The organism is Paenibacillus sp. FSL R7-0302 (assembly GCF_038006885.1).
Classification (GTDB): Bacteria; Bacillota; Bacilli; order Paenibacillales; family Paenibacillaceae; genus Paenibacillus_AQ.
In genome coordinates this window covers 2,135,655-2,153,308 of record NZ_JBBOWB010000001.1, presented here as the reverse complement: position 1 = coordinate 2,153,308, position 17,654 = coordinate 2,135,655, and the positions used below count along the sequence as shown (strand labels likewise).

Annotated in this window: 18 protein-coding genes; 6 read left to right on the top strand and 12 right to left on the bottom strand. The window is 48.8% G+C overall.

Annotated features, from left to right (window positions below; genetic code table 11):
• Window positions 1-49 precede the first annotated feature (49 nt).
• Complete coding sequence (locus MKY96_RS09255) at window positions 50-1,045, top strand: MerR family transcriptional regulator (protein ID WP_340939986.1); 996 nt, start codon at window positions 50-52, stop codon at window positions 1,043-1,045.
• A gap of 62 nt (window positions 1,046-1,107) precedes the next feature.
• Here MKY96_RS09255 and MKY96_RS09250 read toward each other — a convergent pair whose 3' ends face one another.
• Both MKY96_RS09250 and MKY96_RS09245 read right to left on the bottom strand, forming a co-directional pair.
• Window positions 1,108-1,836, bottom strand: a complete 729-nt coding sequence (locus tag MKY96_RS09250; RefSeq protein WP_340939985.1) for an SDR family oxidoreductase — start codon at window positions 1,834-1,836, stop codon at window positions 1,108-1,110.
• A 133-nt stretch (window positions 1,837-1,969) separates the two neighbouring features.
• Entirely contained in the window at window positions 1,970-2,866 is an 897-nt protein-coding gene (locus MKY96_RS09245; protein ID WP_340939983.1) for a helix-turn-helix domain-containing protein, read from the bottom strand.
• Between the two features lie 276 nt (window positions 2,867-3,142).
• Between MKY96_RS09245 and MKY96_RS09240 the strand changes: the two genes are divergently transcribed.
• Both MKY96_RS09240 and MKY96_RS09235 read left to right on the top strand, forming a co-directional pair.
• Window positions 3,143-3,496: a hypothetical protein gene (locus MKY96_RS09240; protein ID WP_340939981.1), complete on the top strand. Its 354-nt coding sequence runs from the start codon at window positions 3,143-3,145 to the stop codon at window positions 3,494-3,496.
• 253 nt (window positions 3,497-3,749) lie between these two features.
• On the top strand, window positions 3,750-4,655 hold the full coding sequence (locus MKY96_RS09235) for a serine protease (RefSeq protein ID WP_340939979.1): 906 nt from the start codon (window positions 3,750-3,752) through the stop codon (window positions 4,653-4,655).
• Window positions 4,656-4,748: 93 nt separating this feature from the next.
• On the opposite strand, the gene MKY96_RS09230 is transcribed toward MKY96_RS09235, so the two are convergent.
• The gene (locus MKY96_RS09230) at window positions 4,749-4,880 is read right to left on the bottom strand and encodes a hypothetical protein (protein ID WP_340939977.1); all 132 of its coding nucleotides are present in this window, start codon (window positions 4,878-4,880) and stop codon (window positions 4,749-4,751) included.
• A gap of 161 nt (window positions 4,881-5,041) precedes the next feature.
• Window positions 5,042-5,620, bottom strand: a complete 579-nt coding sequence (locus tag MKY96_RS09225; protein WP_340939975.1) for a TetR/AcrR family transcriptional regulator — start codon at window positions 5,618-5,620, stop codon at window positions 5,042-5,044.
• Between the two features lie 169 nt (window positions 5,621-5,789).
• Between MKY96_RS09225 and MKY96_RS09220 the strand changes: the two genes are divergently transcribed.
• Window positions 5,790-6,776: an NADP-dependent oxidoreductase gene (locus tag MKY96_RS09220; protein ID WP_340939973.1), complete on the top strand. Its 987-nt coding sequence runs from the start codon at window positions 5,790-5,792 to the stop codon at window positions 6,774-6,776.
• Between the two features lie 39 nt (window positions 6,777-6,815).
• Here the strand turns inward: MKY96_RS09220 and MKY96_RS09215 are convergent, their stop codons facing one another.
• From MKY96_RS09215 to MKY96_RS09205, 3 genes are read right to left on the bottom strand one after another with little or no spacing between them, the layout of a single operon-like run.
• Window positions 6,816-7,292, bottom strand: coding sequence for a DUF6756 family protein (locus MKY96_RS09215; protein WP_340939972.1), 477 nt, complete (start codon window positions 7,290-7,292; stop codon window positions 6,816-6,818).
• A gap of 60 nt (window positions 7,293-7,352) precedes the next feature.
• Window positions 7,353-7,970 carry a CPBP family intramembrane glutamic endopeptidase gene (locus tag MKY96_RS09210; protein WP_340939971.1) on the bottom strand — a complete coding sequence of 206 codons (618 nt, stop codon included), beginning with the start codon at window positions 7,968-7,970 and terminating at the stop codon, window positions 7,353-7,355.
• A 30-nt stretch (window positions 7,971-8,000) separates the two neighbouring features.
• Window positions 8,001-8,708, bottom strand: a complete 708-nt coding sequence (locus MKY96_RS09205; RefSeq protein ID WP_340939970.1) for a MerR family DNA-binding transcriptional regulator — start codon at window positions 8,706-8,708, stop codon at window positions 8,001-8,003.
• A gap of 150 nt (window positions 8,709-8,858) precedes the next feature.
• Between MKY96_RS09205 and MKY96_RS09200 the strand changes: the two genes are divergently transcribed.
• The gene (locus tag MKY96_RS09200) at window positions 8,859-9,737 is read left to right on the top strand and encodes an alpha/beta fold hydrolase (protein ID WP_340939969.1); all 879 of its coding nucleotides are present in this window, start codon (window positions 8,859-8,861) and stop codon (window positions 9,735-9,737) included.
• A 504-nt stretch (window positions 9,738-10,241) separates the two neighbouring features.
• Here MKY96_RS09200 and MKY96_RS09195 read toward each other — a convergent pair.
• Both MKY96_RS09195 and MKY96_RS09190 read right to left on the bottom strand, forming a co-directional pair.
• Entirely contained in the window at window positions 10,242-11,468 is a 1,227-nt protein-coding gene (locus MKY96_RS09195) for a glycoside hydrolase family 5 protein (RefSeq protein ID WP_340939967.1), read from the bottom strand.
• Between the two features lie 577 nt (window positions 11,469-12,045).
• Window positions 12,046-14,625 carry a glycosyl hydrolase gene (locus tag MKY96_RS09190; protein WP_340939966.1) on the bottom strand — a complete coding sequence of 860 codons (2,580 nt, stop codon included), beginning with the start codon at window positions 14,623-14,625 and terminating at the stop codon, window positions 12,046-12,048.
• Between the two features lie 196 nt (window positions 14,626-14,821).
• On the opposite strand from MKY96_RS09190, the gene MKY96_RS09185 reads away from it, so the two are divergent.
• The gene (locus MKY96_RS09185) at window positions 14,822-14,959 is read left to right on the top strand and encodes a hypothetical protein (protein WP_340939964.1); all 138 of its coding nucleotides are present in this window, start codon (window positions 14,822-14,824) and stop codon (window positions 14,957-14,959) included.
• 141 nt (window positions 14,960-15,100) lie between these two features.
• On the opposite strand, the gene MKY96_RS09180 is transcribed toward MKY96_RS09185, so the two are convergent.
• From MKY96_RS09180 to MKY96_RS09170, 3 genes are all read right to left on the bottom strand, one after another.
• Window positions 15,101-15,658, bottom strand: coding sequence for a hypothetical protein (locus MKY96_RS09180; protein WP_340939963.1), 558 nt, complete (start codon window positions 15,656-15,658; stop codon window positions 15,101-15,103).
• Between the two features lie 117 nt (window positions 15,659-15,775).
• Entirely contained in the window at window positions 15,776-17,173 is a 1,398-nt protein-coding gene (locus MKY96_RS09175; protein ID WP_340939961.1) for a M56 family metallopeptidase, read from the bottom strand.
• Window positions 17,174-17,199: 26 nt separating this feature from the next.
• Window positions 17,200-17,559, bottom strand: coding sequence for a BlaI/MecI/CopY family transcriptional regulator (locus MKY96_RS09170; RefSeq protein ID WP_340939960.1), 360 nt, complete (start codon window positions 17,557-17,559; stop codon window positions 17,200-17,202).
• Between the last annotated feature and the right edge of the window lie 95 nt (window positions 17,560-17,654).

Sequence of the window (17,654 nt, the reverse complement as noted above, 5' to 3'; positions counted from 1 at the left end):
CTAAACCTTGACGTTAAGTGAGGGTCAAGAACATAAAGGGGTCTAGCTCATGAAAATAAAAGAAGTCGCTGATATGCTGAAAATATCGCAGCGCGCGATTCGGTTTTACGAAGCCAAAGGTCTCATTGCTCCTTCCAAACAACCTGACAATCAGTACCGGAGGTTTGACGAAGAAGATATTTGGCGCTTGCAGACGATCATTGCACTCAGGGAATCAGGAATGCCGGTTAGTGAGATTCGGACTGCACTATTGGATATTGAAGCCAAAGGAAACAGTCAATTACGATATTTGTTGGAACTCCAGCGATCCGTCATGTTCACCAAGTGGGTCGAAATGCAGCAGATTATCGAGACAACAGACCAAATGATTGAAACCCTCAAGAATGACCATACCCTTCCGCTTGACGACATTTACATTCTGGCAGAGGGTTCGAGAAGACTGAGGGAACAACGGACATGGAAGGATAAGTGGGGGTATGACCGCTTAGCCGGCGTTCACGATCAGTTGGTTCAAGAGGACACACGGAAATATGGGGACTATGATGAGGCGCTGCGGCTCGTTGTGAAGTGGGTCTCGCCCATCCTTGGTGATAGGGGTTTGGACATTGGAACGGGTACGGGAAATTTAGCCGGCCGACTGATCCATGAAGGCGCGGTGATGGCTGGGGTGGATCAGTCCAACGAAATGTTAAAAGAGTGCCAGCGCAAATTTCCCGAGATGGAGACCAAGCTTGGCAATTTCCTGGCACTTCCGTACCTTGACGGGAAATTTGATTTTATTGTTTCAAGCTTTGCCCTGCATCATCTGACGAGCGGCCAAATGCTGTTAGCTGTTCAGGAGATGCGCAGGGTATTAAAACCTCACGGAAGGATCTGCATCGCGGATTTGATGATTGACGGGGAAGGAAGCACAGCGCATGAAGGTGATGAGGATTCTCTTCTACTCCCCAAGCTCATTGATTTATTAGAGGATAGCGGATGCATCACGAAACACCTTAAAGTAAACAAACTGTTGCATGTTGTTTTAGCAGTACCTATCCGGTAAAAAAACCTTACCCCTGCGTCAAGGTTCACCGTATTGAATGTGATTTACAACAACGCCCCTTTTTACCAAGCCACAACTCCATGCTCATCAAAAAAGCCGCCAGTTGGACCATCACTAGCTATTGTGGCAAGCTCCACTACAACGGAAGCTGCTTGTTCGACTGAACGATAGCCACTATTACCATTTAAATCGGTAGCTGTAAATCCAGGGCAAACGGAGTTGATTTTAATAGGAGAATCACTTAATTCTTTAGCAAAGGAAACGGTTAAAGCATTTACAGCCGTTTTAGAACTATTGTAGGCGAGTGAATTCGCCTTATAAAATTCCGACGTTGAGTCTGAATTCAAGGTTAAGGAACCTAATGCGCTGGAAAGATTAACGATTCTTCCGGCAGAAGAATTTCTGAGCAAAGGAAGCATTGCTTTAGTGACAGAAAATACACCAAAAACGTTTGTCTCATAGGTATTCTTGAGAATAGACAATTCCAGTTCAACGGGAGAGGTGTTTTCTTCGAAAAACACACCTGCATTATTAATCAAGATATCAAGCAATCCATACTCTTGCTCAATCCATTCTGCTGCGGAGAGAACGGAGCTGGGGTTCGTGACATCAAGAACCACTGTTTTAGCTTTAATTTTCTCCTTTTCCAATAACGTTACGGCCTCATGTCCTTTATTTTTGCTTCTTGCTCCTATTAAAATCTCGTATCCCATATTTCCCAATTGTCTTGCTGTCTCAAAACCGATACCTTTGTTTCCACCTGTAATTAATACGATCTTAGATTTATTCATAAAATTGCCTCCCTACGTTCTTATTTTAATACGGCTGCGTTTACCGCATGAGATAAGAATATCAGGGAGACGAATACATTTCTTTGCCTACAAGCTCATTCTATTTGTCTATTTAGCTCATTTTTTAGCCCCTTTAGGCATCCTTCTTCAACCTCAGCTGCCGTCTAAACTCTGACGGTGGAAGTCCGAATCTTGCCTTGAATACTTTGGAAAAGTGAGCGATATTTTCGAATCCGGTTGAAAAACAGATATCCGTAACAGATAACGCTGTTTCCGCTAACAGTTCCTTGGCTTTAACCAGTCTTCGATTGCGAACCCATTTGAGCGGGGAGGTGTTGTATATTGCTTGAAAATCCCTTTTGAACGTCGCCAGGCTTCTGCCGGACAAATAGGCCAGGTCGTTAAGGGAAACGGGATTCATGAAGTTCTCCTCCATGATCTTTGTGATGCTGCCACTGTACTTGCTTATGGGTTGTATCATTTGATGCAACAAACGATCATTCGAATCTGCTATGTGAAACAGCAATTCCATCAGTTTCACACGAACCAGTCCATCTTTGACTTCGTTAGGGTGCTCGAAATAGGGTTTTAACGACTCGATATAGCTTCCAATGCGGTCATTGATCGGAAAGACTGTTATCGGAACAACCTCATTCACGGGACAAACCGGTTTTAAACCGGCGAATTTGAGGAATTCATCTACTATCTTCTCGTTCAGGAAAAACATCATATAGTCGAGGATGTAATCGGAATCGGGTTCACCCGCTTTCTCGTATTCGACGCCCATTGATTTATGAATAAACATCATTTCGTTGCTCCGCATCGTATATTCTTGATCACCGAAGCGAACTGTATAGACACCCGACTTGATGATTAGCAGAAGATGATCCTGCAAAAAAAAGGTTCCTTTTATGCCTTGCGTGTAAAAGCAGAGTTCGATAACGGACATCCCATCCAGCTTCAAGCTCCCTTTTTTATTCGGAAACTTTACCAGTTCATTAGGCACCTTGACTATTTTGCTTGATCTCATAGTCATGGACGTCCCGCCCTGCTTGTACCTGCGATTGCTCTAGTTTCCATTTCTTGATCATCCTTTCGGTTATGCCAGTCTGCGCTTACGTTTCAACACTTATCCTTTTAGTATAACTGGAACCCGGCGCGAATACTTTGCTGAAAAGCTCAAACGACTTGTTCATTTAGCTCCAGACGAGCAAGTGCTAAAATAGAATGAAAATAAAGGATTAGACTGTGAAAATGTGGGTATGTATTGTTATCACTAACCAGCACAAAAGGGGAGAAATAAAGCATGGGAGTTTCTGTTTATTACACTTGTACGAGAAATCATAACCTTACGGGCAGTGAGGAGCAGGAGATCAGGGCCATCATTGATAAATACAATGCGGGTTTTGAATTGAAGGATATTGGAGAAACATTTTATGTTTATGACTATGATCAGGATGAACCAACGGTGATCTTTGCAGGTTCGACAAAGCTGCCCCTTTCAAATGATTTTGAAGATACATTGAATGTGCTGTATTATTGGTTGGCCTGTTTGACGGATATTAGAAGAAGTATTTCTAGTGGGGATTGGCATGTGCATCTAGATGATACGGATGCTATTTGGGATGAGGAGACGGGTTGGCAAATGCCCGGCGATTAGTATTCTTAGGTGGAACAATCCTTTATTACCCAATCTTTTCCCCACAGGACTCTATTTAATGATTGTTATCCCATCAATATTTATTGCTACGGAAGCTGGAAGAGTATAATTTATCCCCTTTTCTTAAGAGACGAAATGCGATTGGAGTCAAAATCGTGTTTCGTCTTTTTCGTATGCAATCTTACATATCCGCAGACTGACCGTCACAACATGTCTCACTCCTCAATAGTATAAAACTAAAGGGGGAGTGATTATGACTCGGTGGGTTAGCAGATTCCTCTCGTGCCTACTGGCTGTTGCGGTTCTAACATTTGGCATCCATATCGCCGCAGCTTTTGCTGTCAGCAAAGTGTCCATTACATCCACAACGGTCACCAAGTCCGGGATCAAGGTCCGGCCTTACACCAGCAACCCGGCATTATCCAAGGAACAGCAAGCCAAAGCCTATCGTAATTACAAGAATCTGACACGTGTTGTTATGATAGACAAGTATGTACTGTCCGGTCAAGGGACCAAGACAAAGATTGGCATTGGTGCAGGCTTCATGTTACCCGGCGGATACATTGTCACTAATAATCACGTGGCTCCCTCCAGTTATAATGGGAAGAAATTACGATTCCAAATTACCTTTTATGCGCAAAAATCGGACGGGTATCTGCTTGGCACATTAGTGGCAACAGATCTTAAGGAAGACCTCTCACTGCTGAAGATTGACGCTAACAAAATCCCAAAAACCTATCAGGACAGCTATTTCAAGGAGTTCAATCTTAAGCCATTGCCCAACGAAAAGGTGACGGTCATCGGACATCCTACCAAGCCAATAAGTAATTCAGATACTGGGAATACCAAGAGGTACCCCTGGACACCGCTCTACGGAACATTCACCGCCGAAGATGTGGCCGTTATCCGCAAATCAAAAAATGCTTCAACACCCGATGTGTACACCCACTCCATGGAATTCAACGTACAGACCTGGCCCGGAAATAGCGGCAGTGCTGTCATAGATTCGAGCGATAAAATAGTGGGGGTAATCTCCTCCACTATCCTGGGTGAACCCCGGTCCTTTGCCACCAGTTCGAAGCTTATCTTGCAGTTCATAGAAAACAACGATTTGTCTGAAGCCATTTTTGGACACGCCGCTGGCGGAGATTCTTCCTGAAACAACCCTGTGCACTGGATAAAAGCGGGACTCTTCATGAGCCCCGCCTTCTGAGTTATACGTATGTTGCTGCGCTTGTGCACGTTATTTGCGTTATAAAATGTGAACGGTGGCAACGTCCTTGCCTGCCCACACATTGAAGCTGTACCCCGGTTCCCACAAATGCCAAGGTGCTTCGTCCACAATAAAAGCCACATCCGCGTACGTATCCCAAGTACCCTCCACTTGACTTGTAATTCTGACCAATACAGTCCAGGTCCTCCCTTGCATGCCCCCACCTATGGTCTCTTCATAGTCAACAACGATATCGCGTATCCATTCATTTCTTGAAAAATTGCTCGGGTCCCGATGCCAGGTTATTAGAGCTTGCGCGTGTCTTATCTCGTTCATAGGGTTACCAGCCCCAGACCGTTCATTACATAGGGACGAGCAATGTCTGTAAGTACACCGGTCCCGCTCTTCTCCCCGGCATTTAACCAATAATGCGCAGCGCCATAGATGGCTGAACCTGTCATAGCCGCCATGATTTTTATATGATGAACATCCACCCTATGACGGTCCTCCCCTTTAAGAAAAATGCTCTCTATGGTTTGCTGCAGCATTCTCTTAATTTTGTCATCGACCAGCTTAGCCATCGGATTGGAATCTATTCTGCAGATCCGATAAAAATCTATGATGTATTGGTGCGTCATGATGATCAACTGGTCACAAATATCTTCCGTAAACTCCTCTGCATTCACCACTTGCTCCGGAATCCTCTCATGAAAAGCCTGTTCTGTGACTTCGTCCAGCAAAGCATATTTATCTTCAAAATGGGCATAAAAGGTGGCGCGGTTAATGGTTGCTTCCTGAGCGATATCTTTGATCGTGATTGCATCAAAGCCTTTTCTCTGCAGCAAATCTCTGAACGCTGTTCTAATTAACTGTCGTGTGCGCAACACCCTCGGATCTTCCTGATTTATCATCCCTTTATCTCCTTGTTAAACATCAATGTTCTCAATGTGTTGCCTATGCAACTTTCCTCGAACTCTGCCGGTTGAACTCTCAAGCACGCAATATTATTATCTTATCAAACAGGTGTTGCTTAAACAATCTGTGAATCATACTTATGTTCAATTTATGAGGAGGATCATTATGAAGGCTATTGCTTTGACAAGCTTTGGAATTCCCGAAGCGCTAGAAGAACTGGAAGTCCCCGTTCCCGCAATCACTGACACACAGGTTCTCGTTGAAATGCGCGCCTCATCCATCAATCCCGCAGATGTTCTATTTCGCAGCGGCGCAATTCTTGAGGGTCCGTTGGCCGATAAATTTCCGGATCAATTTCATTTGCCGCTTGTTCTGGGTAATGAAGTAGCCGGCATTGTTAAAGAGGTTGGCGGGAAAGTCCGGCATTTCAAGCCGGGAGATCGTGTCATGGGCATGATTCCGCGGGGTTCCTACATGGACTATGTTGCCGTAGAGGAAGATCTATTGGCCGTAATTCCTTATAGTCTTTCCTTCGAAGAGGCAGGCGCCGCGCCTGCCGTTGCCCTGCCAGCCTGGCAAGCGCTGTTTGAGCATGGCCAGCTTCAACCGGGACAACGCATCCTTATTCAAGCCGGCGCTGGAGGAGTGGGACATGCGGCAGTTCAGTTGGCTAAGCAGCATGGAGCATATGTTATCGCAACTGCGAGGGACTACAACCATGATTTTGTAAAAGGACTTGGTGCTGACGAGGTAATCGATTATACGAAAACCGACTTCGCCACCCAAATCACAGAGCCTGTTGATTTCGTGTTGGATGCCGCTATGGACTCATCTACTTTCGGTACCGGGTTACCGGGAGACATCGGAAGGAAGAACTACTCGGTCATCAAGGATGGCGGGACCTATATTTCAGTGGTGGCATTCGCGCTCAATGAATACCCGAAGGTCCGCGGTATTAACGCCTATTTCTTCCAAGCAAGAGCTAACCGTACTGATTTTGAAGCCATTGTCCGCCAGATGCAAGAGAATAAATTGAATATCCATATCCATGAGGCTTACCCCTTTACTGCTAAAGGTCTGCTCAAGGCGTATCGCCAAAGCGAAGAGTTGCCCAAGCGGGGGAAGATCGTCATATCGAAACATCTTGGATAAACGCCATGACTAGGGAGTGCGTGAAGAAAGCCCCATCCTCTAAGGATTAGGGCTTTCATATCTCATCCATCGCTCAATGATCGGCTGGCCGCTCAGGTGGAGCATATCATGGTGATCTTCGCAGAGGAGCCATTGAAGCTTTTTGGAGATCAGGTAGTATTCATTCAGATGGCATAACTCTGGGATCAATTGGAGAATTGTTGTTGTCTTGCCCTCATAGAGCCACAGCTTATCATACCGGTCCTCGGCAATGAACCAGATGAATTCATCTTGGATGATGCCTCTTAGTTTGGAATAGTTTTTGTCTGCGAAGCTGGCGCTATACCGGGGTTCCTGCAGCCGGTTCCAGCCCCAGTGTAATCCCTGTGTATAATGGGTCTTCACCAGAAACCGCTCCTCTATTTCACTCAACATGCGTCTCCACTGGTCTTTGCGGACTTCAAATACCCCGCTCCGGTCCAGCTTCAGCGTCTTGATTAATTCTTCGATCTCTATTCGGACAGATAGGGAATCCACAGGTTCACCTCATTTTCAGATTCATAATGGATTTAGACAGCCGTATTGGTCTCCATCCTGCTATCCCTTCTCCCCTCTCATCTGAATAATCTTATATTTAAACAGCAGCGTAATCCCCAAATTCATGAAAAAATGCACAAGGATCGGGACCAGCAAATTATGCGTCTGCACATACACCCAGCCGAAGACCAGACTTGGGATGGTGATGTTCAGCAGCATCAGCGGCTTGCTGTAGTACTGGACATGCATTCCCGCGAACAGCACCGTGGTGATTCCGATGGCGAGCCAGGGCTGGGAAAGGTAGAGATTCAATACATTTTGTATAATTCCCCGGAACAGAAGCTCCTCAAATAAAGCCCCTGCCAATGTAAAGGATACAATCGCAGCGAGCGAATAGTTCTGATAGCTCTTATTCGTCTCGTCAATATAGCTGGCAGGAGTGAGTAAGGTCAGGATGACTCCGAACAACAGCAGGCTGATTGTGGGAAAGACAACGTACAGCACCATTTTCAGCGGATGCTCAAAGGATAGCAGGTCCTGCAGGGTCAGGACCCTGTAGATAACAAGGGCAAAGATAACGGCTGCGCTGATCAGGGCGAAAGCATAGAAGACCAGCACGGCGTCTTTCGGATTGAATTCTTTTTTGGCTGGTGGCAGGGTCTCCGTTGGACGATTCATAACTTAGCTTCTCTCCTTGTCTTCCAGGTTCTACTTCTCTAAGGACAATAGGTTCATATACTTCATCACTTCTGCAATTCCCATGCACTGAAGCGTGAGCCGGGTGTTCAGCTTCTCCAGCGCAACCTGGAAGGAGCGTTCGATCTCCTGATGATCCTGTGTGTCCAAAGTACTTAAAAGACTCCTCATATTGTCTATGTAATAGACAGTCTTCCGCAAGCTGCTGATCACAAGGATCTTGCGCAGTTCAGCTAGGGAGAACATCCGGAAGCCATTCTCCGGGTTGCGCTCGGAACGGATCAGTCCCTCGGCCTCCCAGTGGCGGATCGCTGAAGTCTTCACGCCCGCTAGGGCAGCAGCTTCTCCTATATTCAACGGCTCTTTCCATTCCGTATTAAGGGTTCTGGGGATATCCGTATGTCTGATCATGGCAAGGATGTCTTCGACCCGCTTTTTCTCCAGATGGATTTGGTATTGCTGCTCATTCATCATCCATAACGCCTGTTCGGCCTGCCCCTGCTTCAAGCTTCTCATCACTTCATAGGCGACAGGAATATCATACCCTTGTAATAGAACCCGGATCGTCGTAAAAGCCTGAGCATGCACTTCTCCATAGTAACGGTGGTTGCTTGGCGTTCTTGGTACAGTTGGAATCAGATCCTGTTCCTCATATCTTCTCAGGGTGGTGGTGCTCACCTGGAGCATACCGGCAATCTGGTTAGGGGTATATCTCTCCATCTGATGAGCCCCTCCTTCAAGTCTAACCTTCAAGTGCTACGATAACATATCTGAGATATAATGCCTATTCCGTATAGGCCCGAATCTCCCAAGCCGGAAGATTGCATGAATGTTATATGCTTACTATATAACCAATTAGGGAGTGAAGATATGGATAAAATGATTACACTATCAGACGGATCGGAGATAAAGGCTGGCCTCACAGGGCCTCCCGGCGTTCCAGTTCTCATGCTCCCGGTAGCCAAAGCTTCTGTATACGGACAAGAAGCGGATCACCTTCGCCTATGGGGCGTTGATCCTGAGCTGGGAGAACATTTCGTAGATGGATTGCGAGACAAATTTCAGGTGCTGTATTTCGATTACGAGGGCCACCGGCTGCACCAGCCCAATCCGCTTAACCTTACCGCTTCAAGTATCGCCCAAGACCTGTTGACTATTGCCGATAAAATGAATGTTAGCAAGTTCAGTTACTATGGCTATTCCTGGCTGGCCCTGGCCGGACTGCAATTGGCGATCCGCACGGATCGGCTGGAGAGCTTGGTGATGGGCGGTTTCCCACCCTTGGACGGTCCCTATACAGAGATGCTGATCGTCACCAACCATACGTTCCAGATGGCACTAAACCAACCGGCTCCAGCTGATCCCGTAGAGCAGGAGGCCACTACTCCCGAGGCGACCGATTGGGACAATATCCAGATCCAAATGGTCCCGGAGCAAACCAGGCAGTTCGTTACACTGTATGAGAGTCTGTCCGATTTTAGAGATCATGACATTCAGCATCTGCTGATGATGCCGAGACTGGCTTTTGCCGGGGAGCAGGACAAGATTGTCTACGGGGACAACTTCGGAGGCGTAACGGTGGATATTGCCGGTAAGCTCTTAGCCCGCCAATCTCTTCTGGAACAGCTCGGATGGGAAGTAGCCATTCTGAAGGGAGACAATATGGACCATACAAAAGCGATGCAGCCCGAGACCGTTCTGCCCGTTCTGAAGCCTTGGCTGATCCGAAATGTACTACGGGAGAGCTAAGCCATCCGCTCGAACATACTTTGGCGGAACAAAATCATCCTAACGGATGAATAAGATTATTCAAGTGAACACAATGTATGCTGTTTTCGCCATACATTTGGTCCATATGCCTGCTTGCGAGCGCAATGTATGCTGTTTTTCACATACGTTTGGTTCATATGCCTGCTTGCGAGCGTAATATATGCTGTTTTTCATATACATTCAGACCGTATGCCTATTGCGACCGCAATGTATGCTGTTTTTCACATACATTCGCATTTGGTCTTTATGCCGCGCTGTAACATCCAATTCTATAGGTTCTAAGCCTAATTTCCGCCACATTCAGCTTAAAAGTCACTCTACGAATCATTCCAAGAACTCTTTTCCACATATCTACACACACCTTTTCCACAGCAGCACGAAACTATAGTTTCTATACGTCAAAAAAGCTCCCGTGATCGCCACAGGAGCTTTCCTTCTTTTTTTTGCAGATAGAATGTGATCCGCCGCTTCACGCTGAATAGCTTATTGCATCCCCTGCATAATGGCATTGATAATGCCTTGCTGGGTGACGGTGTTGTTATAACGGTTGAATAGGGCGAAGCCGTGCTGTCCGTTATAGCCATTGTCCCAATAGACGGGGACGGCCTTGTACTTCTTGGCGGTTGCGGTTACAGCTTTGGCATAGGCGGCGCGGTAAAGATTATTGCTTGAATCATAGGAAGATTTGTCGATTGAACCGAACTCTCCGATCACCACCGGATAGCCTTGGGTCGTGAATTTATTGTACATGGATTGGAGCTGCGAGTTCAGGTAATCCTCCTGTCCCCAGGTGGATTTCTTGGCAGGGTTCGTCGCTGACGCTCCCCACTGCGTGATATTCCCTGATTCCTCACCGGCAAAATCCCAAGGGGAATAGTAGTGGGCGGAGATCATGATTCTTTTTTCCGAGCTGGGTATAGTAGATGATCTGTAATTGTCGGTAGGAAGTACGAAGCCGTAATTGCCCGCCGTATAGTCGATGTTCGTATTCCAGCCCGGAATCAGCAGCCATCTGGCACTATTGTTGCCGCCTGTCTGTCTGACCGTATCCACGAAGATCTGATTATAGGCGTTCAAGTTGGCATAGTAAGCCAGATTCGGATTGTTGTAGTTGCCGTCAAACACCTCGTTCATCGATTCCAAAATCAGCCGCTCCCCATAATTGGCGAACTTATTCGCGATCTGCTGCCAGACCTTCTGGTACTTCTGCTTAATGGCCGTCTGATTGCCGCTGTTGACCAATAGCCAGCTGCCTTGAACGGAATTGAAGCCGTCCCCGTGAATATTAATGACGACATACAGGCCTTCATTGTAGGCGTAATCCACGACTGCTTTGACACGGTCCAGCCATGCCGAGTTAATCGTATAATTGGGAGCGCTGCCGATATAATTCAGATAAGAGACCGGGATGCGGATCGTTTTGAAGCCTGCTGCCTTGACTTTTTGGATCAACTGCGGCGTAATGGTTGGGTTATTCCAGGCAGTCTCGCTGGGAATCCCGTTCACCGAAGCTTCGAGCGAGTTGCCCAGATTCCATCCTGCACCCATCTCGCTGACGATCTGTGAAGCCTGCAAAGATCTGAAGTCCGAGGTCAGCGCGGCTGACGCCTCTGCCGCAAATGCGCGTGAACCCGTACTGCCGAGCAACGTGGAAGCCAGTAATACTAATGCTAGGCTGTAGACTCCGCATTTTTTGATTTTGGCTAACATATTAGAACCTCCGTTCCTTAGATTGAATTCTAACGATCAGGCAAGACACAAGCAGCGCTATGGAAATCCCGAAAATCAAAATGTATCCATTATAAAACAGAGTATTGGTATACTGATTAACCCAGCCGAAACGAAAGACTACGGAATCTTTATCATTTGTGAAGCCGTTTAAGTTTTGTTTTAATGCACTGATTTTGTTTAGTTCACCAAATATCATGAGCACTAAAGTGACAAGCGAAAGAAATGGAATAACTATTGTTGAGAATTTCCTGGGCAGGTTTCTTAGATAGTCAATAGATTTCAAAACCAGGTGTATGAGGAAAATCGCAAGCAATATCAGACTCAGGATCAGAACTACTATTCCGGGATTCCCGTTGCCTGATGTCCCTTTTCCAAGTCTATATTTAATAGTAGTAATATCGACCGCAAAAATACAAAGTACGTTTAACGCCAGCAGTATTATTGTTGACCTATACCTTCTTTTCAGAATAACACCTCCGGTATAATGTACTCCCCGCCAAATAACCTAATTTCATTAATTAGCGGAGAATGGGTCAACAACTGCGTTGGAGGGCGCTTAAGGCTCCATCCCCCACACCAGCTGCCCGTTCACATACCCAGTAATCTGCTCGTGATCGGCGAACTGGGTACCGGCGGAGCGGAAGGAGTAGTCGTTGGCCTGATTGTAATTGGACCAGTCTTGTTTAGAGAAGCGGGTCTGGAGCTCGGCGCTCTGGCCGGGGTTCAGGGTGCCCGCAGCGCTGGTGAAGCCAATCTCCAGAGCATAATCCGCACCGGCGGCCGGGGTGTCCAGCTTCACGAAGGTCCCGGTAACGTTGGCATTTCCGATGCTGGCCCAGTCGGTCCAGAAGCTCTGCTGCTGCTCGCCGTCAATCGTGTAGTAATACCGGAGCTTCACATCGCTGAGCTGGACCGGTGCATTCCCGGTGTTGATTACTTTGAATTTGGGAGCGATTCCATTGGTCGAGGCACCGGTGCTGCCGTTGTAGGCCTGAATGGTCAAGTCGCCTGAAGGGAGCGGAACGCTGCTATCCTCTACGTTCACAGTAAGCACAACCTCTGCTCCGCCGCTAAAATGAAAAGTGATCGCATGCGGGCCGAGCGGCAGCGTGGAGAGATAAGCTTTGCTCAGAACAACCGCAGTGTCAGTGGCCGTGTAATCCTGGCCGGAGACAAGGCTGTAACTGCCTCTCTTCAGGCTTGTCAGCTGGTGCCCGTGTAAGGTAAGCGCTACAGATATGTCCTGTGCGAGATTCGCCGCCCGGTCAAACACCGCATGGTCTGGTGAGATGGCAACGCCTGGTGTAGTATCGATGACTTTTACTTTTAACACGGGATCTTGGCCCTGATTGAAATCCAGAACGATCGAATGCTCGCCAACAGGAAGCGTTGCCAGGAACGCCTTAGTGAGCAGCAGGGTGTTCCCGCTTAAGGTATAGTCCTCGTTCTCAGTCAAAATGGCGGTACCAGAACGAAGGGCCGTTAACGTGTTGCCGTTCAGGTTCATGGTGACGGTCTGGTCGGTCTGATGAGCCGGGGCTTTGTCAAATTCGACCATGGATGGTGTAATGGATGCACCCGGATGAGGGTTATTCCCCTTCAGATCAGGCAGCTCGTCGAGCGTAATGACATAATCACTCTGGTACAGAGTGGTCAGCGTAGCCGGATAATTGAAGGCCGTACTCATCAGATGCTCTCCGTACCACGGCAGGAAGTAGAGCCAGCCCGCTTTTTCATCGGTCAGATTCTGCACACTGGGAACGGTGTCGTTCTCGGTCATGGCTACCATCTTCTTGCCGCCAGTCAGATCTACCAGCTGATAAAAGGTCGAACTAATCGCATCCTCATTCGGCACGCCGGACAGTCCGTCATAGCGGTTGTAGATGGTGTTGTATTTATCGTAGCCGACAATATCCACCTGATCATCCCCCGGATACCAGGCCGGAGAAGTGCTGTACACATAACTATTATAGGTCCAGATCAGGTTGTGCAGGCCGTAGGTCTCCGTAAGCTCGGTATAGAGCTGATCCCAGAGCTGCTTGTACACCTCTGCGCCTGCCGAAGCCCACCAGAACCACGCGCCTTCCCCGTTCAGCCCGCCGTTGCCTTCTGCCTCATGATAAGGACGGAAGATCACAGGCACGTTGTTGTCCTGCAGAATCTGCAACTGCTCTGCCAAGTCCTTGATCGCCAGCTTCAAGTATTTGTACTCCTTGGTTCCGGGAATCACAGCATTGGCGGTGTTGAAATTGGTCTCGGTTGGCTTGTAGGTGGCTTCCTTCCAATCCACAAATTCCCCAAGCTGGTAGCTCGTGAAGTCGCGCGGAACCGTAAGATGCCAGCTATTGGTCGCAATCCCGCCCTTGGTATTCACCCAGTCGATCATACGGGCCGTAGTGCCGTCCTCCCAGCCATACAGCGGATTATAGTTCATGAGGTCAAACCCGCGGACTGCCGGATACTTGCCGGTCAGATTATGAATCCAGTCGAACTCCAGCTCAGAATTGCCGTCATTCCCTCCGCCGTAGATCTCCTGCTGGCCTGAGAGCATATGCTTCCCGTACACCTGGGTCAGATAATTCATCAGGAGCTGGGTTTCGGGCGTGGCCTGAGCGTCAGAGAGAACGGGCTGCACAATCAGAGGATCGAGCTGGGCATGGTCCACCGTGAAGGTGTCGAAGTAAGCGAAGCCCCAGCCTGCTTTTACCTGAATAGTATTGCTGCCTTGCTTCAGCTTGTGATAGCCGAAGTTGAAATCCTTCCACGTAGTGGTGTAGGGCAGCATATACGAACCCTTCGCAGCACCGTTAACGATTAATGCCTGCTGTCGGCCATCCGGGCTCAGCTCCTGCATATAACGGGTCGAGATCGTATACATGCCGGTTGCCGGGACAGTTACGGTGTAGGTTAGCGTACCGGAGTTCTGCATCCAGACAAAACCGCTTCCCGAATAGCCGGGCTTCGGCGTTCCGTAAATCTGGGTCGTCACTTGCAGATCCGGGGTGAGCTGGGCATCCTCACTTTCGATGGTGATCAGTGCAGGGTCAGCGCGGGCCGCAGGCGGTGCAGCCAATCCTCCAAGCAGCAGCGTACAAGCCAGCAGCATTGTTCCTGTTCTTTTGAGCCAATTCTTCATTTTCTTCCTTCCTCCCCATGAACAAAATGGTAAAACCTTGGTTAACCTATCAGATCATGGTTGCGCTTTCATAGCTAAGATAGCATGTATCCCATAATTTGTAAATACAAATTAGCAAGTGTGCTCAACGGTATGAATTGCAGGAGGGATGGAATGTTAAGTTCATCGTGCGGTGAGAGAATGGGGAGGGAATCTAGTGGAAAAAGTACAACAATTTGAGCGCCCATGGCGTACTTGGAGGGAGCAGTTGGATAAACTACACTTAATTTGTCCAGATTCAGCTGATTTCATAGAATACGTGGAATTAGGTGCCTTTTTTCCAACTGCTTCTTGAAAAGGGAGCAGTTCAGCCGAAACAAGTGCTCTTTATCCAACTGCTGTGTTCTCTAGTGAGTCGTTGCAGGGAGGGCATTTGTCCGGCAGCACTCCGCGATTCTAACGGAAGCTCGTCCTACCAGAATCAGCCCTCCCCTGCTCAAGGTGCAAAAACCTCCGGGTTGTCGCTCGTCCAGGCTCCGATGCAGCCGATCAGGCAGGCTGTGCAGCTTCTCAGCACCCGCCCGCGCAGGCTGTCCTCATACTCTAAGACGATATTGATGCCCTGCCCCCGCCAAGCGAGAATCCGGCCGGAGAAGCCGGGCCACTCACATTCCTCATCCATCGCGGGCTGGCCGTATGCCGCCATCGCCTGTACCGGAGAGGAGCTCATTGCAAGGCTCCCGGGAAGCAGCCCGGGATAAGGAGTCTTGATCCGGTCATCCGCTCCGGGCGCGAGGAACTGAACCGAACCGATAATCCATTCTTGCGGGTCCGGATGCTGGAGTCCGGTCAGATTCTCCAGCTTGGGCCCGCGGTACAGATCAATGCGTAGGGATGATTTCGCAGTCCAGATGATATCGTCGTTGAAATAGCTTTTTGGCACGGGCGGCAGTCTCCGGACACCGTAAGGCTTCAGCAGGGCCTGGATACGCTTGGGATCATACGGCTGGCCCAGCATTTCCACCAGTTGCTCGGAGGGTTCGTTCGTGGTCATACCTGTCCTCTCCCCTTCACTTGTTCTTCTGTAATCCGCTCTTATTATAGCAAAAGCGCACTCCCAGATGAAGCTCAAGGAAGCGCGCTTACTTGCAGGTGCCATCCTAACGAAGGCTTAGTTGGCATTGCTGAATTTCAGCCCCTCCTTGCCCAGTTCAAAGCCATATGCCTGGGCCAAAGCCTGAAGCTCACTGTCATCCAGCAGCTTAATCTCCTTAACGGCATTGTCTTTGTCTCTGATGACCCGGAAATCAGCCGAGCCGTTCCCGTCATAGTAGAATTTGTTGAACTTGCCTTCATGCTGAAGGTCCGGGTCCATGAACAGGCGGATATGCTTGCCGTTGTAGAGGAAGCGGTCCTGGGCCTTGTCATACGTTAAGCCGTAGACTACGTAGTCCTTCAGTGCATCGTAATTGAAATCGGTGAGAGCTCCGCTTCCATCCGACGAAGCCGCGGCCGCATCGGGCCCGCTGCTGTCTCCAATCTCCATTGCGCTCATTTCCGCAGCGCTGTCTGGTTGCACACCGCTCACGGCTCCGCTGGACTGCTCTGCGAACGCGGACACCGCTCCTGCGATCAGAATGAGTGAAATGGCCGCCGTCAACACGGTCAATTTTTGCAATTTCATAATCGACACGATCCTTTCTTTGGTCGCATTCTTACTGAAGCCTGTATACAGGGGCGTGAACCCCCTCTGCTCTTCCGCCACCTCCAAGAGACATAACGCATAATCCGCCTTGTGCTCTGCACCCAGCTTACGGATGACTCTGGCATCACAGACCATCTCCAGCTCCCGGTTCAGATAGAAGACCATCAGCCAGACCAGCGGATTGAACCAGTGCAGGCATAGAGCCACGGACGCTGCCAGCTTCCATACCGTATCGAAATACCGGATATGCATATATTCATGGGTGAGAATATAATCCATGGCCTGTGCGTTCCCGGTATTCAGGGTCGTAGGCAGAATAATCTTCGGACGCCAGATTCCGCACGTTACCGGCGTATCCATCCGGTCAAATGTCAATATGGCAAGCTTACGCCGCAAGGGATGCCGGGCACACCAGGCCTCAATGACAGGCTCCCGCCTCTGCAGAGGCAGTGCAGTCCGCAGCTCTCTCTTGCTTCTGTAGAAGATTACCGCCAGGGTCATAAACAGTAGCGCCGCGCCGCCAAGCCATATGGCACCGAGAAGCTCCGGCCTCAGGAACGGCTGCTCCGGCTCCCCGGCTGAGAAGGCCGTGAACGCTATATCCCGGGCGAACATCCCTGTGTGCAAGGCAGAATGTTCCGGCAACTGAACTACGGCTGCTGTGTGCGTATTCACCTGATCGAGCGCAGCAGCAACCTCTATCTGAGATGATAGGTGCGGAAGAACAGGCACAGAACCCGGAATCAGCAGTCTGGCGATGACAATGCCCCACAGGACCAGGAACAGCTGTCTGGGTAATTTGTGCAGGGTCACAGACCGCAGCGCGATCACAAGAACGATTAGCACGCTTGCTGAAATACTCATCTGTAGAATATCCATCATCCCTCGCCTCAGCGCAAGCTTTCCACGATTTGCCTCAGCTTGTCGATATCCGCTTTGCTGAGGTTCTTCTCATTGAGAAATGCCGACAAGAACATCTCCGCTGAACCGCCGTACATTTTGTTGATCAGCTCCTTGGTCTCATACGTCTGCACTTGCTCCTTGGCAATCAGGGCTGTGCAGACAAACCCGGGATCTGTCCGCTCGATGGCGTCCTTGGCAATCAGCTTCTTAATTACCGTATAGGTCGTATTCCTGTTCCAGCCTGTCTCCTGGTTCAGAATGGCGGCCAGATCCCCTGCGGGCAGCTTGCCTTCCCTCCATAGAATCTCCATGACCTTCAGCTCGGAATCATACAGCTTAATCTCCATGCACCAGCCTCCCTTCGTTTGACTACTGCAGTAGTCATACCTCAATACTACTCCAGTAGTCACCTAATGTCAATTATATCCTTTTACTCCTTGTT

Bases quoted from the DNA above. Each gene is read 5' to 3' on its own strand.
- MKY96_RS09255 (WP_340939986.1), top strand. From the start codon at position 50: ATGAAAATAAAAGAAGTCGCTGATATGCTGAAAATATCGCAGCGCGCG.
- MKY96_RS09250 (WP_340939985.1), bottom strand. From the start codon at position 1,836: ATGAATAAATCTAAGATCGTATTAATTACAGGTGGAAACAAAGGTATC.
- MKY96_RS09245 (WP_340939983.1), bottom strand. From the start codon at position 2,866: ATGAGATCAAGCAAAATAGTCAAGGTGCCTAATGAACTGGTAAAGTTT.
- MKY96_RS09240 (WP_340939981.1), top strand. From the start codon at position 3,143: ATGGGAGTTTCTGTTTATTACACTTGTACGAGAAATCATAACCTTACG.
- MKY96_RS09235 (WP_340939979.1), top strand. From the start codon at position 3,750: ATGACTCGGTGGGTTAGCAGATTCCTCTCGTGCCTACTGGCTGTTGCG.
- MKY96_RS09225 (WP_340939975.1), bottom strand. From the start codon at position 5,620: ATGATAAATCAGGAAGATCCGAGGGTGTTGCGCACACGACAGTTAATT.
- MKY96_RS09220 (WP_340939973.1), top strand. From the start codon at position 5,790: ATGAAGGCTATTGCTTTGACAAGCTTTGGAATTCCCGAAGCGCTAGAA.
- MKY96_RS09210 (WP_340939971.1), bottom strand. From the start codon at position 7,970: ATGAATCGTCCAACGGAGACCCTGCCACCAGCCAAAAAAGAATTCAAT.
- MKY96_RS09205 (WP_340939970.1), bottom strand. From the start codon at position 8,708: ATGGAGAGATATACCCCTAACCAGATTGCCGGTATGCTCCAGGTGAGC.
- MKY96_RS09200 (WP_340939969.1), top strand. From the start codon at position 8,859: ATGGATAAAATGATTACACTATCAGACGGATCGGAGATAAAGGCTGGC.
- MKY96_RS09195 (WP_340939967.1), bottom strand. From the start codon at position 11,468: ATGTTAGCCAAAATCAAAAAATGCGGAGTCTACAGCCTAGCATTAGTA.
- MKY96_RS09190 (WP_340939966.1), bottom strand. From the start codon at position 14,625: ATGAAGAATTGGCTCAAAAGAACAGGAACAATGCTGCTGGCTTGTACG.
- MKY96_RS09180 (WP_340939963.1), bottom strand. From the start codon at position 15,658: ATGACCACGAACGAACCCTCCGAGCAACTGGTGGAAATGCTGGGCCAG.
- MKY96_RS09175 (WP_340939961.1), bottom strand. From the start codon at position 17,173: ATGAGTATTTCAGCAAGCGTGCTAATCGTTCTTGTGATCGCGCTGCGG.
- MKY96_RS09170 (WP_340939960.1), bottom strand. From the start codon at position 17,559: ATGGAGATTAAGCTGTATGATTCCGAGCTGAAGGTCATGGAGATTCTA.